The sequence below is a fragment of the Bacillus sp. sid0103 genome (assembly GCF_019219025.1).
Map to the genome: position 1 here is coordinate 37,035 of NZ_JAHUWN010000031.1, position 16,777 is coordinate 53,811.

18 protein-coding genes and 2 pseudogenes are annotated in these 16,777 nt (G+C 37.2%); all 20 read right to left on the bottom strand.

Features of this window, described 5'->3' with window-relative positions; translation table 11 throughout:
• Positions 1-6: 6 nt before the first annotated feature.
• Positions 7-924 (bottom strand): class I SAM-dependent methyltransferase, encoded by a 918-nt coding sequence (locus tag KW850_RS26380; protein WP_218350731.1) that lies wholly within the window; start codon positions 922-924, stop codon positions 7-9.
• Positions 925-1,129: 205 nt separating this feature from the next.
• Entirely contained in the window at positions 1,130-2,287 is a 1,158-nt protein-coding gene (locus KW850_RS26385; protein ID WP_218350732.1) for a mannitol-1-phosphate 5-dehydrogenase, read from the bottom strand.
• 1 nt (position 2,288) lies between these two features.
• A complete protein-coding gene (locus KW850_RS26390; RefSeq protein ID WP_218350733.1) occupies positions 2,289-2,726 on the bottom strand; it encodes a PTS mannitol transporter subunit IIA in 438 nt (145 codons plus the stop codon).
• Between the two features lie 2 nt (positions 2,727-2,728).
• On the bottom strand, positions 2,729-4,852 hold the full coding sequence (locus tag KW850_RS26395) for a BglG family transcription antiterminator (protein ID WP_218350734.1): 2,124 nt from the start codon (positions 4,850-4,852) through the stop codon (positions 2,729-2,731).
• 249 nt (positions 4,853-5,101) lie between these two features.
• Positions 5,102-6,517 carry a PTS mannitol transporter subunit IIBC gene (locus KW850_RS26400; protein WP_218350735.1) on the bottom strand — a complete coding sequence of 472 codons (1,416 nt, stop codon included), beginning with the start codon at positions 6,515-6,517 and terminating at the stop codon, positions 5,102-5,104.
• Positions 6,518-6,727: 210 nt separating this feature from the next.
• Positions 6,728-7,213, bottom strand: coding sequence for a CBO0543 family protein (locus KW850_RS26405; protein WP_218350736.1), 486 nt, complete (start codon positions 7,211-7,213; stop codon positions 6,728-6,730).
• A 121-nt stretch (positions 7,214-7,334) separates the two neighbouring features.
• A pseudogene (locus tag KW850_RS26410) lies at positions 7,335-8,279 on the bottom strand (ring-cleaving dioxygenase).
• Between the two features lie 39 nt (positions 8,280-8,318).
• A complete protein-coding gene (locus tag KW850_RS26415) occupies positions 8,319-8,927 on the bottom strand; it encodes a flavin reductase family protein (protein ID WP_218350737.1) in 609 nt (202 codons plus the stop codon).
• 23 nt (positions 8,928-8,950) lie between these two features.
• Entirely contained in the window at positions 8,951-9,889 is a 939-nt protein-coding gene (locus KW850_RS26420; RefSeq protein ID WP_218350738.1) for a ring-cleaving dioxygenase, read from the bottom strand.
• 115 nt (positions 9,890-10,004) lie between these two features.
• On the bottom strand, positions 10,005-10,403 hold the full coding sequence (locus KW850_RS26425) for a DoxX family protein (RefSeq protein WP_218350739.1): 399 nt from the start codon (positions 10,401-10,403) through the stop codon (positions 10,005-10,007).
• A gap of 244 nt (positions 10,404-10,647) precedes the next feature.
• Positions 10,648-11,424, bottom strand: coding sequence for a sulfite exporter TauE/SafE family protein (locus KW850_RS26430; protein WP_218350740.1), 777 nt, complete (start codon positions 11,422-11,424; stop codon positions 10,648-10,650).
• Positions 11,425-11,472: 48 nt separating this feature from the next.
• Entirely contained in the window at positions 11,473-11,700 is a 228-nt protein-coding gene (locus tag KW850_RS26435) for a sulfurtransferase TusA family protein (RefSeq protein ID WP_218350741.1), read from the bottom strand.
• Positions 11,701-11,725: 25 nt separating this feature from the next.
• Positions 11,726-12,869, bottom strand: a pseudogene (locus tag KW850_RS26440) (MBL fold metallo-hydrolase).
• A gap of 63 nt (positions 12,870-12,932) precedes the next feature.
• Positions 12,933-13,508 carry a sulfurtransferase TusA family protein gene (locus KW850_RS26445; protein WP_218350743.1) on the bottom strand — a complete coding sequence of 192 codons (576 nt, stop codon included), beginning with the start codon at positions 13,506-13,508 and terminating at the stop codon, positions 12,933-12,935.
• 51 nt (positions 13,509-13,559) lie between these two features.
• On the bottom strand, positions 13,560-13,856 hold the full coding sequence (locus KW850_RS26450) for a rhodanese-like domain-containing protein (protein ID WP_218350744.1): 297 nt from the start codon (positions 13,854-13,856) through the stop codon (positions 13,560-13,562).
• Positions 13,857-13,877: 21 nt separating this feature from the next.
• Positions 13,878-14,237, bottom strand: a complete 360-nt coding sequence (locus KW850_RS26455; protein WP_218350745.1) for a rhodanese-like domain-containing protein — start codon at positions 14,235-14,237, stop codon at positions 13,878-13,880.
• Between the two features lie 44 nt (positions 14,238-14,281).
• A complete protein-coding gene (locus KW850_RS26460) occupies positions 14,282-14,761 on the bottom strand; it encodes a DsrE/DsrF/DrsH-like family protein (protein WP_218350746.1) in 480 nt (159 codons plus the stop codon).
• A gap of 75 nt (positions 14,762-14,836) precedes the next feature.
• Positions 14,837-15,055 carry a sulfurtransferase TusA family protein gene (locus KW850_RS26465; protein ID WP_218350747.1) on the bottom strand — a complete coding sequence of 73 codons (219 nt, stop codon included), beginning with the start codon at positions 15,053-15,055 and terminating at the stop codon, positions 14,837-14,839.
• An 82-nt stretch (positions 15,056-15,137) separates the two neighbouring features.
• Positions 15,138-15,401, bottom strand: coding sequence for a metal-sensitive transcriptional regulator (locus KW850_RS26470; RefSeq protein ID WP_218350748.1), 264 nt, complete (start codon positions 15,399-15,401; stop codon positions 15,138-15,140).
• Between the two features lie 510 nt (positions 15,402-15,911).
• Positions 15,912-16,751, bottom strand: a complete 840-nt coding sequence (locus KW850_RS26475) for a YitT family protein (RefSeq protein ID WP_218350749.1) — start codon at positions 16,749-16,751, stop codon at positions 15,912-15,914.
• Between the last annotated feature and the right edge of the window lie 26 nt (positions 16,752-16,777).

Consider the following 16,777-nt stretch of genomic DNA (forward strand, 5'->3'; position numbering starts at 1 on the left):
AATCCCTTATTTATTGACAACAAGATAAGCAAAATGAAAATGATCAAAGGCATGCAGCCCATCTTCTCGTCCCTTAAAATACATATCCTCAATATTAGCCGGCGAGAGATTTTCATAGAGTAACATCTGGCAGTCTTGGAGCTCCAAGTCTAGTTCAAACGGGTCAAAGCCTGTAATGATAGGCTCACCCGTCCGGGCCGTAATTTGTCTCATTTTGGTTAGTTTTGTTGAGGCCATTTTCTCATGAAAAGCAGTATCATCGAGGTAATCAAAGGTGAAAGAACTTCCGTTTATGGACATGTCCGCTACAGAAGCTAGAAGTTGGTAGAAATCCTTTTTAGCCAGGTACATAACCACACCCAGCAAACTAAAATAAGTATACTTTTGTTGATCATAACCGCTATTCATCAATTCTTCACGAAGGGAATCACTTTTAAAATCAACTGGAACAAATTTCACGTTCTCAGGAAGAGCGATACCAGCTTCCTGAAGGCGGTTTATCTTAAAAGCTAGTGTCGCAGGGCGATCAACTTCATAGATCATAAAATCCTCTGGCAGATTTTCCTGCCGTAACCCAAAGGTATCGAATCCGGCACCGAGGATGACATACTGTTTAAATCCGCGTTCTATCGCAGACCTAAGGCCATCTTCTGCATATCTTGCCCGACTGACTAATTGGGGAATGGTCTGGTTATTCATCACCCACTGCAATTTTTCATCAATCGACTCCAATGTTTCACTTTTCTCCTGATCAAAGAAGGCAATTGCATTGGCCCAATTGGTGGCGATTAACTGCTTTTCTTCTTCTTTTAAAAGCGAATGTGCGATGTAGTCATTAAAAATCGGCTCTTTGCTTTCGGAAGCATGATAGCCCCTGGCAAAGCAACTAACTAATGCCGTTAAACTTTCCTTCCTAGTTTCCAAATAAGTTCCCCCTTCAACACCCATTTTTTAAACAGAAAAAATTCCTGGCAGTGTCTGCTAGGAGTTTTATTTTATGATAGAATTATAGTTATTGTCAATAAATAAATATTATAGCACACTTTTCATAAAAAGTCAATAAAAATATCATCCAATTAATAAAAATATCAAAACGAATGGTGTCAGGCACCGTTCGTTTTAACCAAAATTATTTTCCTGCCGTTAATTGTTGGTATTGCTCGACAATCCCTTTAAACAAAATGGATGTGATATCAAGCTGGGTATACTTTTCAATCGCAGTTTCTAAGCCCTGTTCGCGGATGGTCGATTGAACTTGAATGGCTTCCTCATCACTTTGAACATCATAAAGGAGTGCCGCTGCGATCCCCTTCAAAAGAAATGTCGGTTCAGTTCCAAACACTTCTGCATACTGTCTTGCAGGGCTAACGAGACGATCATTTGGCCCTAGCTTACGAATTGGTGAACGCCCCACTCTTGTCACCTCATCCACAATATAGGCATTAGAGAAACGCCCTATAATCTTATCAATATATTTATTGTGGTCTTCTTGATTAAAGCTATATTTTTTAACTAAAAACGCTCCGCTTTCTTTTAGGGCACCTTCCACTAGCTCTTTGATTTCTCTATTTTCCATTGCACGATTAATCGTCTCTACGCCAAAATGATAACCAAAGTACGCCGCTAAGGCATGACCTGTATTAACCGTGAATAATTTACGTTCAATAAACGGAACTAATTTTTGAACATAGATGATTCCCTTAACGGGCGGCTTCTCTCCAACTATCTTCGGCTCTTCCACTACCCATTCATAAAAGGGCTCAACCTTAACCATTAGTTTATCTTCATTGACTTGATTTGGCACAATCCGGTCCACAGCGGAATCTGGGAATCCGAAGCGCTCATCAAATTGGGATTTTTCTTCCGCCGATAGTGTTTCGTAAATCTTCTCTTTTAAAAAGGACGTACCGCCAATCATGTTTTCACACGCAATAATATTTAACGGCTTATCTGTTCGTTCGAGCCGCTTCCGTAACCCATCTGCAACCAAATTCGCAATAAACGGTAAAATACTAGGACCGATTGCCGTCGTGACAAGATCCGCTTCCGCAATGGCATCAATAACTTGTTCAGGATTAAGCGCACTATTTATCGCCCTTACATTCTTGATCACCACTTCCTCTTGCGACGGTTCCGCAAGAACAACATGGTATTCGTTCTTTTCATTCAGTAAGTCGACAATTTCACGATTTACATCAACAAAACACGTTTCATATCCGGAGTGATATAATAAATTCCCAATAAAGCCACGGCCTATATTTCCAGCGCCAAAGTGAATTGCGAGCATATTAGTTCACCTCTGCAAAAATCGATAAAATTTCTTCGGCGGATTTTGCGGCAACCAATTTGTCAATATTTTCTTCTTCCGAGCAAACAATCGCAATGCTAGAGAGAATATCAAGATGTTCATTGTCTTTACCCGCAATGCCAATTAACAGCTTGACGATATTTCCATTCCCAAAGTCTACACCTTGCGGAACTTGAATGAAAGAAATACCTGAATCCTTCACAAATGCCTTTGAATCCTCGGTACCATGTGGGATTGCAACAAAATTCCCCATATACGTAGAAGTTAGTTCTTCTCTTTCAAGCATTTTTTCAATATAGTCTGCATCTACATACCCTTTATCCACAAGAATGCTTCCTGTTAGTCTGATTGCTTCTTCCTTTGACCCCACTGATGCATTTAATAGAATATTTTCTTTTGCTAAAATTGCTTTTGACATAGTTAAACACTCCTTATATTGTTTAATTTCTCTGTAAAAAATTGATCAAATCTTGCTGTTAGATAGGCTAGTATTTCTTCCTGCTGATCCGATTGAAACAGGGCAATACTTTCTTCACTTTCAATTAATAACGAGCTAAGATAACTTAGGACTTCTAATGAACTTTCGGCTGTTTCCTGAGGTGATAACATTAATAATATGGACCTTATTTCCATTTGCTTTTGATCCATTCCAACCACTTCAATCGGTTGTTGAGTCCTATATATTGTGAATGTTGGTGTGATTACATATGGTGACCGGGCATGGAAGAGAGCCATGGATGTATCTGGAATACCTAATCCCCCAAGTTTTTCCCTTTCACTAATCGCATCCACTACCGCTTCAATATTATCAATCTTTTGGTTTGCAAATAATTCTTCACTAGCAAGCTTAATAATTGCAGCAGCCGTTTTGCTGTCGTTTATATTCCTTAATTCAAATCCTTCTAAGAGCACCGCGATGGTCTGGGCATAGCCCTGAATGCTGTTCATTTCTTCGATTAGGACACTTGCCTTTTTCTTATGGACTCTATCCATGAACGAAACCGAAAATTTATGTTCTGATCCATTAAAAATAATCTGTTCATTAATAAAAGAGCGGATTTTCTCAATTTCATCTTTATTTAAGATCGGGCTGACTAAGATGTAATCTGAATGATAATCAGGAATCGGGATTGTAGATATAATTAATTGATAGGTATCTGTTTTCATTCTCTTGAACTCCATAACAGACACATTTTGAATGTCCTTAAGCTCCGGAAACTCTTGCTGCAACCTCGTAGCCAGCATCTTCGAGGTGCCAATGCCACTTGAGCAAATAACCAATGTTTTTAATTGAACAATCTCCTTGTTCGCTAAGATGGCCGCACCAAAATGCATAACGAGATAACCAATCTCCTCATCAGGGACATAAAACTCATGAAACACTTGCTCAACCGCTTGTTTGACCGTAGAAAATAACTCCGCATAATCCCGTTTTATTTTATCTAATAATGGATTACTGATCCCCATCCTTTGTTTAATTCGATAGAGGGCTGGTTTCAAATGCACAACCAAACCTTCAAATAATGACCTATTTCCTGTAAGGTCTATTCCTGCACGTTTCCCGACCATTTCAATTAAATTCCTTGATTTAATTGCTACTTGAAGGCTAGAATCCTCGATTAAATATTCATTATCATGTCGCAGCTTCGCACCCTTTAGGTGCATAGTAATATACGCCACTTCTGCCTCTGGAATCTTAATTTGAAACACTTGCTCCAGTTGGGAGACAATTTTTTCTGCAAATTTATATTCCTTGGATGATTGATGGTCCTTAAGGTAAGACTGGTTAATCTTAATCCCTTCACCTTTTTGGATCCGTTCAACCGCCAAGGCCAAATGAACGACCAACCCGATGTAGGCACTATCAGCCATATTAAAAGGTAAATCCTGAATCGTGGTTTCAACAATTTTTTCAACCGTCAGCAGCTTTTTCTTTTCTACTAGTCCCAGAAGCCTTTCAGAAATTGTATTGATTTGCTGATTGGACCGCTTTTGAATCGTTTCTCTTGCCAATGATAGGATTTCTGACTCATCGATATACTCCGTAATCAGATTACTCATCGCTCTTCTTTTCGCACTTTCATCGCCTTCGATTTCAACCCCATATCCTCTTCGGCGTATTAGTGCTAAACCGAACGTTTGTAACCTTTCTTCTAATTTCGTTAAATCAGCACTTACCGTGGCAATGGTCACATTTAAATCATTGGCTAGACCTAAAAGCTTGACCGGTCCATCCGATTCCAATAATCCGCACAAAATGATCGTTTGTCTTTCATCTGGTGTATATTCTGTATGAAAAAGATTAAATAAAAATAGTTCAAGCTCGCCAATTTTATCCTTACTTCCCGTAATTTGTACGCCCACACCTGACTTCTTTAGCAAGGAAAGGTCATATTCTTTTAATATATCTTCTATATTCTTTAAATCTCGATGAACGGTCCTGCCGCTCACTCCAATTTGATCTGCGAGGTCTTTCACGGTCAACTCGTCTGATTCAGTTAACAAGATTTCAAGTATTTGTCTTTCTCTTGCGGAAATATACATGATCTCACTCCGTGTAAAGTAATGTAAGCCTCGTCCTCCAATCATAGGATGTTGCCAAAATTAAAATTAAATGCTTACATTTTCATTTTAATCCCGGAAAAACCCTTATACAACATAAGGATAATTAAAGTTAGTCATATCTATTGTTGACAAAATTTAAAAGCGGAAGCGCTCCTTAAGCGGCTTATGGATTGGCGCACTTTGATACAAACAAACAAAAACCTAGCACTAAGGCTAGGCACTGATTGTTTATTTCTTTAATGATTCAACTAACTCGTCATAACGAGGACTATTTAAGAAATTCTCTACGGAAATATGGTTTGCATTCGGCAGCTTGGCTTTTGCTCGATCCGTTAAATCCTTATGGGTTACGACTACATCTGCATCGCTTGGTAAATTGTTGATCGCTGTGTTGATAACAGTGACATCGATACCAGCTTTTTTCATTTTATTTCGTAAAATGGATGCACCCATCGCACTAGATCCCATGCCGGCATCACAAGCAAACACAACTTTATTTACTGCTTCTGCATTAATAGGTTTTTCATCAACTAGCATAGAAGAAACCGTGCTTTTCTTCCCTTTCATTTCTTCCATCTTGGCTGTTGCAGAAGTTAAATCCTCATCAGTTGCCTTACTAGTTTTCAAGATTAATGCTGCAACCGCAAAGGATACCGCTGCTGCCACTAATACACCTGCTAATACTCCAAGGTAATTTCCTTTTGGTGTCATCGCCATAAGAGCGAAGATACTACCTGGTGATGGAGCAGCTACAAGACCTGCATTGAAAAGGTTAAAGGTAAATACTCCACTTACACCCCCAGCCATAGCAGCTAGAAGAAGCATAGGCTTCATTAGAATGTATGGGAAGTAAATTTCATGAATACCACCTAAGAAGTGGATAATGACCGCACCTGGAGCCGTTTGTTTTGCGGCACCTTTGCCGAATAGCCAGTAAGCAAGTAAGATCCCTAATCCTGGACCAGGGTTTGTTTCTAATAGGAATAAAATTGATTTTCCAGCTTTTGCTGCTTGCTCAATCCCTAATGGACTTAAAATACCATGGTTAATGGCATTATTTAAAAATAGTACTTTTGCTGGTTCAATAAACACGTTTGCTAAAGGTAACATGTTGTGGTCAATAATGAATTGAACACCTGAAGCTAAAACCTTACTTAATGCTTCAACAACTGGTCCTACCCCTTTATACGCTAATAATGTTAACGCACCGCCGATAATCCCGGCAGAAAAGTTATTAACAAGCATTTCAAATCCAGATTTAATTTTCCCGTGAATCGCTTGGTCAAATTTCTTAATTAGGTATCCACCGATTGGCCCCATAATCATGGCTCCTAAAAACATCGGGATATCCGTTCCAACGATAACACCCATAGTAGCTGTCGCACCAACGACTCCACCGCGAATATCATGAACTATTCTACCACCGGTAAAACCAATTAACAGCGGCAGTAAGAACGTGATCATCGGTCCTACTAATTTAGCCAAATCTTCATTTGGTAACCATCCTGTTGGAATAAATAGTGCGGTAATAAATCCCCATGCTATAAAAGCGCCGATATTCGGCATGACCATACCGCTTAGATAACTGCCAAATTTTTGTATTTTCACTTTAACATCTGATTTATCATTAACTTTTTCAGTCATTATCTTATGTCCCCCTCTTTATCTAATTTGTTGAACTTTGTATCTTTATATTAAAGCGTTTACATGTATATTTCTATTTTTACAAAAATGCATTTTGTCATTGTGATTGTTGACAACATTTATGATTTCTGTCAAAACAAAAAATCGAGGAATGAACAGGCTTGGATGCCTGCTCATTCCTCGATCTGTTTAAAGATAAAAAGTCTGGTATTATGTAGCCTTATAACCCGCATTCTTTACCTTATCTAATTTTTTTAATAATCCAACGAAACCTCTAATTAAAAATAATGTAAAATTTACAGTTCCAAAAGTATGGAATGGCGTCCACTTTTTCCATTTAAATAATCTAGTATTCTTTTCAAAGTACCATTGGGCGATACTCATCGGAACACTAAATATCAAACTTTTCAAAAGGATTTTACTTAAATTATCATGATAAGATAGTTTAACCCAAATAACACTTAAGATCGGAAAAAACAATATATCATAAATGATGTTCGTCTTAAAAATTTTTGGAAATGGACGGACTGGATATTCTACTTTTTTGGTTCCAACAACATACGCATCAAGCAGTGTTGCAATAACTCCTTTTGAGAAGAAAATAACGAGGTTTTCTCTCATTTTTGAACCTTTGAATAGAAATGGCAAGGAAACTATGCACAAAGCTGTGAGTAGATTTAACAATTTCTTCTCCATAAAAAAAACATCCTTCCAAAAGGATTTATCATTAACACTATTAAATTTACCTATTCAAATAATATTATCCAAAAAAAGTCTAAAATTATTTACATAAAAAAAGCCAATCGGCGAATTCCGATTAGCTTTCACCTTCCAGAACACGAACCTCCACAGAAGGTAAGGTTTCTTCTAGTTCTTCTCTTTTTGACTCTAGCCAAGATGGCAGCATGAGTTTTTTTCCAAGTTCAGCGACTGGTTCATCTACCGAAAAGCCTGGTGGGTCCGTTGCTATTTCGAAGAGGATACCCCCTTCTTCATGAAAATAAAGAGCTTTGAAGTAGTTCCGGTCAAGAATCTCGGTGGGATAATATCCTTTTTCGAGGAGCAGGGATCTCCACCTTTGATGATCTTCTTCATCTTTTGCTCTCCAAGCTATATGGTGAACCGTTCCGGCTCCCATCAGCCCTCGGACAGAGGGATGTAACTGAATATCAATCGTATTTCCAAGAGTTCCTTCAGATTTAAATCTAAGAAATTCCTTTTCTTGTCCAATGCATTCTAAGCCCAAAATATTTTCTAAAACGTCAGCAGTTTTATGGGGTTGTGCAGAAAACAGAACAGCACCGCCAAAGCCTCTAATTGCATTTTCTGCTTAAACTCCCCCAAAGTTCCAAGTATTCATTGGTCCTTCATCTCGTTCTGTTAGTTCCAGTTGGAGTCCGTCTGGATCAGTAAATTTTAAATATGTTTGACCAAAGCGAATCGAGGAAGTAAATTCAATGCCAAATTTTCGTAATCGATTCTCCCAAAAATGAACAGAGCTCTTTGGTATTATATAGCTGGTCACGCCAACCTGACCTGTTCCAATTCGACCTTTCAGCTGTTTAGCCCATGGAAAAAAAGTAATCACAGTACCTGGTTGACCCGTTTCATTCCCAAAATAAAGATGATACACTTCAGGACGATCAAAATTAATGGTTTTTTTAACAAGCCTTAGCCCTAGCATGCCTGCATAAAAGTCAATATTCCTTTGTGCATCGTTTACCATCGCTGAGATATGGTGAATACCTGCCGTCTTTTGCATTTTATCCTCTCCATTTCATCAATGGCATTTTATTAGGGACTATTTAGGTCTCTCGATTTCAAAAATCTCACCAATTTTAGCATAACTATTTCCAGCCAGCCGACTTACAGCAGCTAAGCCCATTGGGTCAATTCTGCCATTTTCGTAAATATCATTTTCAATATGAAATTGAACCACTTTCCCTATAATAAAATCACACCCAGGTGTATCCAAACCACCCAATTCTATGGAACATTCCAATGAACATTCCATTCGAATTTTCGCTTCCTTTACCCCTGGCACAGAAATTTTTACACTCTCTACCGGAGTTAAGTTCGCTAACTTAATTTCGCTCTGATCAGGAGGTAGGTTAGCGGCTGATTTATTTATTTTGTCAACATTTTGGTCATCGACAATATGGACGACAAATTCTTTTGACTCGATGATGTTTCTCGCCGTATCCTTTTGTCTCCCAGCTGAGCGTTGAATGGATAATGAAATCATCGGGGGATTAGAAGATACGATATTAAAATAACTAAATGGTGCACCATTTATAACGCCGTCTTTTGAAAGCGTGGTGACGAAAGCAATTGGTCTCGGGATAATGCTTCCTATCAGAAATTTATAATTTTCTCTTTCAGACATGGAGGATGGATCAATCGAAAGCAACGTCATCATTCCTTTTCGTAAAATCAGTCTAGTTCTCTTACTTTAATTGGAAGCAAACCTTGTTCAATTTGTGCTCTATGTGGTTCATATTGTTCAGGGAGCATCAACTTTTCACCCATTGTCTCCTCTGATTCATCATGAGCGAATCCTGGAGGATCGGTTGCAATTTCAAATAGTATTTCCCCATGCTCTCTAAAATAAATGGCATTAAAGTAGTTTCGATCTCGAACAGGAGTGACACCATATCCATTTGCTGAAATATACTGCCTCCAATCCAATTGATCCTCATCATCAACGGCCCGCCATGCGATGTGATGTACAGTACCTACACCCATTTGTCCGCGTCCAATCGGCGTTAATTTAATATCGATCATGTTCCCGATATCCGCAGTGGAACGGTAACGAGCGAAATCTCCTTCTTTACCAATAAATTCAAGACCCATTACTTTTTCTAACAATTCCGCTGTTTTGTGAGGCTGGGACGACAATAGAGTCGCTCCGCCAAACCCTTTAATTGCAACTTCCGGTGATACCCCTCCGAAGGTCCTTAAATTGACTTCCCCTTCTTCTCTTTCTACAATTTCCAAATGAAGTCCGTGTGGGTCATCAAATTCTAAATATTGCTCACCGAAGCGTTCAATTTTCGTAAAAGGGACATTGAATTTTTCCAGCCTTTGTTCCCAAAATTCCATGGCACCTTTCGGAACAACATAGGATGTGACTCCTACTTGACCATCACCGATGATTCCTTGCCGAGCTCCTGCCCATGGAAAAAATGTAATGATGGTACCTGGCTTACCGCCTTCATTCCCGAAATAAAGGTGATACGTACCTGGATCATCAAAATTAACGGTTTGCTTGACCAAACGCAAGCCCAAAACGCCTGCGTAGAAATCTACATTCTCCTGAGGATGACCAACGATTGCTGTAATATGGTGAATACCCATCGTTTTTTTACCCATTTTTCTACACTCCTTTTTCATAAATTAAAGAATCTTGATACCTTATTTTGTCCTACTGAAAAAATTAAAGTCTCTTACTTTTTATTTTAATTTAAGAATCTCTAATTGAGATATTTTAGAATAAAAGTGCATCGAGAGCATATTTACCTGGACCGATTAAAGCGATCCCAATCGCAACAGCTAGTAACGTTAGATTATATTCGTATCCATTTGCTGTTGACCATAATCCGTTTGCAGCGTGGACCTTAACAATAGCCATTACCATTGTTCCTGCAATCAAAATTCCCGCAAGTGGGGTTAGCAGTCCTAATGTAAACAAGATTCCACCGATAAGCTCTGCCAGTCCTGCTAAAAGAGCCATGGTTACGCCTGGCTTCATGCCAATTGATTCGAACCATCCACCTGTACCTTTTAATCCATAACCGCCGAACCAACCAAACAATTTTTGAGCGCCATGACCCACGAATAATAAACCAATTACCAACCGAATGATTAATAAGCCAATATTTATCATCTAAAATTCCTCCTATTTGTATTTTATCTTGAATTCGAGATATTCATTTAAAAAAAATGATGTTTATCATTTTTATTTGTAATCCTTCGAGATATATCTCGGATTTAAATATCTTGAACTTGAGATAATAATAATACGTATTAACTTGTGTGTCAATACCTTTTTTAACTTTTAGATTTGAAACCCATACATATAAAAAAGGCGTTGGCAAATGCCAACGCTCTTTTCAAATAATTCCTCACGCTTATAAAATATCTATCCAAATCTTAATTGCTGTTGCTAAAATCAATAAAGCTAGAATTACTTGTAGAACTTTGGTGTTTATTTTTTTCCCCGCCATTGCACCTAGTGGTGAGGCGATTAAACTGGCAAAGACCATAATAAGTGAAGGTAAAAATTCTACTTGTCCCGTTGTAATCTTTCCGACTGTTGCACCGATTGATGAAATAAATGTAATCGCTAATGATGAAGCAATCGTCATACGAGTTGGGATCTTTAATACGACAAGCATGATGGGCACTAATAAGAACGCACCTGCTGCACCTACAATACCCGCTCCGATACCAACAATTAATGCGAGGGATGCTGCCAGCCATTTATTAAACTTCACTTGATCAAGCGGAATATCATCGATTCCTTTTTTCGGAACAAACATCATGACAGCGGCAATCAATGCTAAAATACCATAAACAAAATTAATTCCACCCTCTGTCATTAACTTGGAACCATAACCACCGACAAAGCTACCCATTAATATACTTACTCCCATATATCCAATTAGCGTTTTATTTAAATAACCTCCCTTTCGGTAAGCCCATACCCCGCCAATTGTTGCAAAAAATACTTGAACTGCACTTATTCCAGATACTTCATGGGCACTAAACGCAGCTAGACCGAATAACGGTGGGATGTATAAAAGCATCGGATATTTAATAATGGAACCGCCAATTCCAAGCATTCCTGAAATATAGGAACCAACAAAACCAATTAAGAAAATCGTGATGATAAAGCCCAATTCCACAATGTTTCACTCCTTTAAAAAAGGGAACCAATCTGGTTCCCCTATTTTTTAACCTTTTTTAATCCAAAACTTTAACACAAAGTTCTCTTCTTCATGCTTAATTAACTCATGACCACCAGATTTTGCCCATGCAGTAAGGTCATTTTTTGCTCCTTTATCCGTTGCATGAATCTCTAAAACTTGACCACTTTCAAGATCATTAATTGCTTTTTTTGTTTTTACTATCGGCATAGGGCACGCTAACCCTTTGGCATCTAATACTTTATTTGCTTCCATCGTTTTTCCCTCCTATTTTTTGAACTTATCTAACTGCACAGCGATTTGGTCCGATTTCCATTTCACGTTGTTTTTCTTCATCAGGATTGATTTTCCCCATATTTGTTTCACGGATTTCTTGATAAGAATTTGGTTGAGGTGGTAGATTTTCTGTTACAATTCTTCTAAATTCAGCTTCATCATCAATATATAAACCATGGTTTTTGGAATAAAGTGTTCCAAGTTTTTCAGCTACACTTCCATCTTCATTTAATTCTTCAATAATCATAAAATGAGCGGGAAGAACGATTAAATCCTCAGATAATTCTCTGTAACGCTTATATAAACTTTCTCTTAAATCTCCCACCCAATCCTGGGCTAAACCAACTAAATCTGGTCTACCGATCGAGTCAATGAACAAGATATCACCGGATAGTAAGAATTTCTCGTCAACAATGAATGAAGTAGATCCAATTGTGTGACCCGGTGAATATAAAGCATGAATATTGATTTTCACGTTTCCAATTTCCACATCATTACCATCTTCTAATGGTTGATACTGAAATGTTACTTCTGTTGCATCCTTTGGTGGTAACCAGTAAGTTGCACCCGTTTTATCAGCAATAACGGTTCCTCCTGAAATGTGGTCTGCGTGAAGGTGGGTATCGAATACATGGGTAATTTTAGCGCCAATACTTTCAGCAAATTCAAGATAAATATCAGTCATACGAGTAGAGTCAATAATGGCAGCTTCACCGTTTGATACAACCATGTATGATAAACATCCTTTACCGATTCGAACAAACTGATAAATTTCACCGCCATCTTTTAACTCCCCGACTTTAACAGGTTCTAAATGTTCGCTCCAAGCTTTCATACCACCTTTTAGGTAAGAAACTGTGAGCCCTTCATCGGAAAGCATTTCCGCCACCATGATAGATGATCCATCCTTTGCACAAACCACTAAAACTTCTTTGTCAGTAGGAATTTTTTCGATGATTCCTTCCACACCGTCAAGCAATTCAAAATATGGTACATTTATATATTTAAAGTTTTCACCTTCAATTTTCCAATCTTGAAAATCACTTTGATTTCGAACATCTAAAATAAATAATTCTTCCTTATTCATTACTTTTTTCGTTACCTCTTTTGAAGTCATTACATTTACAGTCATTTCTGAGTACCCCCAATGGTATTAGTAAGTTTAAAAAAAATATGCTTATAGACAGTCATTCAAATCAATTTTTATTCCCTTAATTATCAAAACTAGTAGTTCTTCCAGTCCACTGACTCATTCCTGGTACTATGTTAATAACTTTAGTAAATCCCTTTTCTACTAGCTTTTGTGCTGCAAGATCACTGCGGTTATCTGTTCGGCAGACAATATAAATTTCTTCTTCTTTATTTAATACACCTAAACGATGTTCTAGTTCACCCAAAGGAATAGAAATAGCATTAGGTATATGATTAAATGCATATTCTGCTGACTCTCTAACATCAAGAACCACAATATTTTCATTTGCTTCAAGTTTCGTTTCAAGTTGGTCAATATTGATGACATTCGGATGTTTTCTTTCGATTTTTTCATCACAAGAGGATTTTCTTAAATAATGCTTTAATACTTCTTCTTCCTCTAATGTACCTAAATACAGGTGACCTGTACTTTCAGCCCATGCCTTAATATCAGCTTTGGACCCCTTATCTGTTGCTTGTACTTCTAATACTTGACCAGCTTCTAATCCATTCATTGCCTTCTTTGTTTTCACAATTGGCATTGGACATGCTAATCCTTTTGCGTCTAAAATGACGTTTGCTTTCATGTTCTCCATTTTTATCCCCCTATTTTATACCCTGTAGGGTATTATTGTTGTTAAAAAAATTTATTCTACTATTCCTTCCCAGGAAAGCATTCCTCCTGTCATATTAATCACATTAAATCCATAGCTTTCAAGAAATTGTGTAGTACGTCCGCTTCTTCCACCAGAACGGCAAACTATGATATATTCTTTTGATTTTTGTAACTCATGCATGCGAAACTCAATTAAACCTAATGGAATATTAACAGCACCAGGTATTTTTCCAGTTGATACTTCATCCACTTCACGAACATCAATGATGTTTAATTTTGTTCCTTCATTTAGCAATGTTTCAACTTTTTTTGGTGTAATATTTTTCATTATGATTCCTCCTTAATATTATTAAAACCAGGCGCTTACACCGCCTCTTACATTTGTTACTTTATTAAATCCCAATTTTTTTAGTATCTTACTAGCCTTTTGGCTTCTCATGCCACTTTGGCAAATCACAATTACTTCTTTGTCTTTTGAAAGCTCATTCGATTTTTGAGCAAGTTGATGAAGAGGCACATTTTTAAATCCTTTGATGTGATTTCCTTTAAATTCACCAGGTGTCCGAACATCAACAAATTGCTTATGATTGTCTTTTAACTCATTTTTTAATTCCGTTGTAGAGATCTGCCTAACACTTTTTATTGGCATCATTCGCTTGGCGATAAAGAATAAGAAAAGCCCAATCAAGATATAATTAACAAACTCCAAGTCAATTCCCTCCTTGCATATAGGAGAAGGTCCCCCTACTATCATTAAATAAACAGATTAACATTACCTTCCTGAGCATCTGCTAAATAAGCTGCAACTCCTGCATATTCAATGTTGTCTAACAGTTCTTCTTTTTGCAAACCTAATAAATCCATGGTCATTGTACAAGCTATTAGCTTTATATCCTGCTCTTGTGCCATCTCTATTAATTGAGGCAGCGGAATTGCATTGTGTTTTTTCATTACTTTTTTGATCATCTTAGGACCAAATCCGGCAAAGTTCATTTTAGATAGCCCCAATTTGTCAGCGCCTCTTGGCATCATTTTCGCAAACATTTTTTCCATGAATCCTTTTTCAAGCATTATATTTTCCTCTTTTCTGAGTGCATTCAATCCCCAAAAAGTATGAAAAATCGTTACTTCATGATCATAGGCTGCTGCACCATTTGCAATAATGTAAGCTGCCATTGCTTTATCATAATCTCCGCTTAATAGGACAATTGTTGTTTTTTTCTTCTCTGTCATTTCCCTAACCTCCTGAATATTTTTAATTTACTTATACCCGTATAGGTATTATTGTATTTAAAAAAATTATCCTTTTTAAATCCAAAACTTTAATACATCATTTTCGTCTTCAAACTTCAGTAGTTCATGGCCACATGATTTAGCCCAAGCTAGAAGATCATTCTTAGCAGCCTTATCCGTTGTGTGAATTTCTAATACTTGACCGGATTCAAGTCCACTTATTTCTTTCTTTGTTTTAACAATTGGCATTGGACATGCTAATCCTTTAGTATCTAATACTTTATCAATTTTCATTATGAAGTCCTCCCTTTTTGTTTTTACCATTACCCCTATGGGTATTATACTATTGAAAATAAAAGAGGGCGTCAACCCTTTTTTATCGACTTTTCACCAATAGTTCTACTGCCGCTTTTACTAATTCTTCTGTATTCTTATCACCATTTTCATTAGCGAGTCGAACACATTCCACTAAATTTGAACTAACAACTACACCAATGGTTCGATCGATTGCCGTTCTAGCCGCGGATAATTGGGTGATTACTTCCTTACAATCCTTATCTTCTTCCATCATTCTTAAAATTCCTCTTAATTGACCTTCAATACGTTTTACTCTATTTTTTAATTGATCATTGTAATCCATTATTTCTACCTCCTTAAACAACGAGTTTCCATTTTGACGGATAAAGGAACAACATCGACAGGTTTTATATTATACCCCTAAGGGTATAATGTCAATAGGAATACATTTATCTAAATCCTTGGAAGAAAGAATCTGTTCAAGCATATCAGCACAATATAGAAATTGTAAAAAAATTATTTTTATTGATGCGCTAATTCAAACCTAGTTTTTGCTGAGAGTGATTTGGGGAACGTGCCTGTGCTTACCAGTAAAGGGTTTACTGAAATAATAAGGATTATTCATCCCTTGGATTACCAAGAATACACTCTCCACAAGGATTTTTCGGTGATAAGCGGATTTGCCTGTTACGATGTAAAGTCCATCATATAAATAGTGAGGGCGATATACAGCCAAATAGATTGTCATTCGGACAACTTGTGTTTTGGTATGTTACTTTTAGAGAAAATGAATAAAAAAGCGTTGGCCAAATGCCAACGCTTCAAATTCTAACTCTTTTAAAACAGCCTCTTATTATGCTTTAGAAATATCAATAAATCCTTCTCCGAACACATCACGAACATCGTGTATAGCGATGAAAGCATTCGGATCAGTAGATTGAACAATTCGTTTCAATTTTATTACTTCTTGCTTACTAATAACAATATAAAGAATTTCCTTTGGGGTTTTTGTGTAATAACCATGACCCGAGTATACAGTTACCCCTCTGTCCATTGATGTAGTCACCTGTTTGGCAATGTCATTCGGTTTATCAGAAATAATCGTTATAGCCTTCTTCGGATTCAAGCCTTCGATTACAAATTCCATCACTTTCGTGCCTACATATAGCATAATAATTGTCAGCATCAGCTTTTCTGCACCAATGATAAAATAAGATGAAAAAGCAACGATTAAATCAAAAAACAATAGACCATAGCTAATACTCCATCCTAAAAACTTATGTGTAATCCTTGCTAAGATGGTAGTACCTGCTGTTGTTCCTCCAACCCGAATAATTAAGCCAATCCCAGCCCCTATAGTGATTCCTCCAAAAATAGCATTCACCATCAATTCATCAGAAGCAATATTCCAGCCTTCTGTCAGATGAAGAAAAAGCGAATTAAAAACCACTGCAATAATCGTATAAATCGTTGTTACCTTACTCAAAAATTTATAACCAAAAATTAACAAAAATGCATTCAGAATTAAGTTGACTAAACCTGGTGACCACTCAAATAAATAGTAGGTAATAATTGTGATACCCGTTACCCCGCCTTCCCCAAGCTCGTTCGGAATAACAAATAAATTAACACCTAACGCAAAAAGAAAGGCACCAATAATGATAAAAATGATGTCTATGGTTGTTTTTTTCATACTCTACCTCACTGCTATTATAAATA

What these genes read in the sequence shown, in the direction of transcription:
- KW850_RS26385 (WP_218350732.1), bottom strand. Translation starts at nt 2,287, where the DNA reads ATGCTCGCAATTCACTTTGGCGCTGGAAATATAGGCCGTGGCTTTATT.
- KW850_RS26450 (WP_218350744.1), bottom strand. Translation starts at nt 13,856, where the DNA reads ATGAAAAATATTACACCAAAAAAAGTTGAAACATTGCTAAATGAAGGA.
- KW850_RS26470 (WP_218350748.1), bottom strand. Translation starts at nt 15,401, where the DNA reads ATGGATTACAATGATCAATTAAAAAATAGAGTAAAACGTATTGAAGGT.
- KW850_RS26420 (WP_218350738.1), bottom strand. Translation starts at nt 9,889, where the DNA reads ATGGGTAAAAAAACGATGGGTATTCACCATATTACAGCAATCGTTGGT.
- KW850_RS26465 (WP_218350747.1), bottom strand. Translation starts at nt 15,055, where the DNA reads ATGAAAATTGATAAAGTATTAGATACTAAAGGATTAGCATGTCCAATG.
- KW850_RS26435 (WP_218350741.1), bottom strand. Translation starts at nt 11,700, where the DNA reads ATGGAAGCAAATAAAGTATTAGATGCCAAAGGGTTAGCGTGCCCTATG.
- KW850_RS26405 (WP_218350736.1), bottom strand. Translation starts at nt 7,213, where the DNA reads ATGGAGAAGAAATTGTTAAATCTACTCACAGCTTTGTGCATAGTTTCC.
- KW850_RS26390 (WP_218350733.1), bottom strand. Translation starts at nt 2,726, where the DNA reads ATGTCAAAAGCAATTTTAGCAAAAGAAAATATTCTATTAAATGCATCA.
- KW850_RS26400 (WP_218350735.1), bottom strand. Translation starts at nt 6,517, where the DNA reads ATGACTGAAAAAGTTAATGATAAATCAGATGTTAAAGTGAAAATACAA.
- KW850_RS26475 (WP_218350749.1), bottom strand. Translation starts at nt 16,751, where the DNA reads ATGAAAAAAACAACCATAGACATCATTTTTATCATTATTGGTGCCTTT.
- KW850_RS26395 (WP_218350734.1), bottom strand. Translation starts at nt 4,852, where the DNA reads ATGTATATTTCCGCAAGAGAAAGACAAATACTTGAAATCTTGTTAACT.
- KW850_RS26425 (WP_218350739.1), bottom strand. Translation starts at nt 10,403, where the DNA reads ATGATAAATATTGGCTTATTAATCATTCGGTTGGTAATTGGTTTATTA.
- KW850_RS26460 (WP_218350746.1), bottom strand. Translation starts at nt 14,761, where the DNA reads ATGACAGAGAAGAAAAAAACAACAATTGTCCTATTAAGCGGAGATTAT.
- KW850_RS26445 (WP_218350743.1), bottom strand. Translation starts at nt 13,508, where the DNA reads ATGGAGAACATGAAAGCAAACGTCATTTTAGACGCAAAAGGATTAGCA.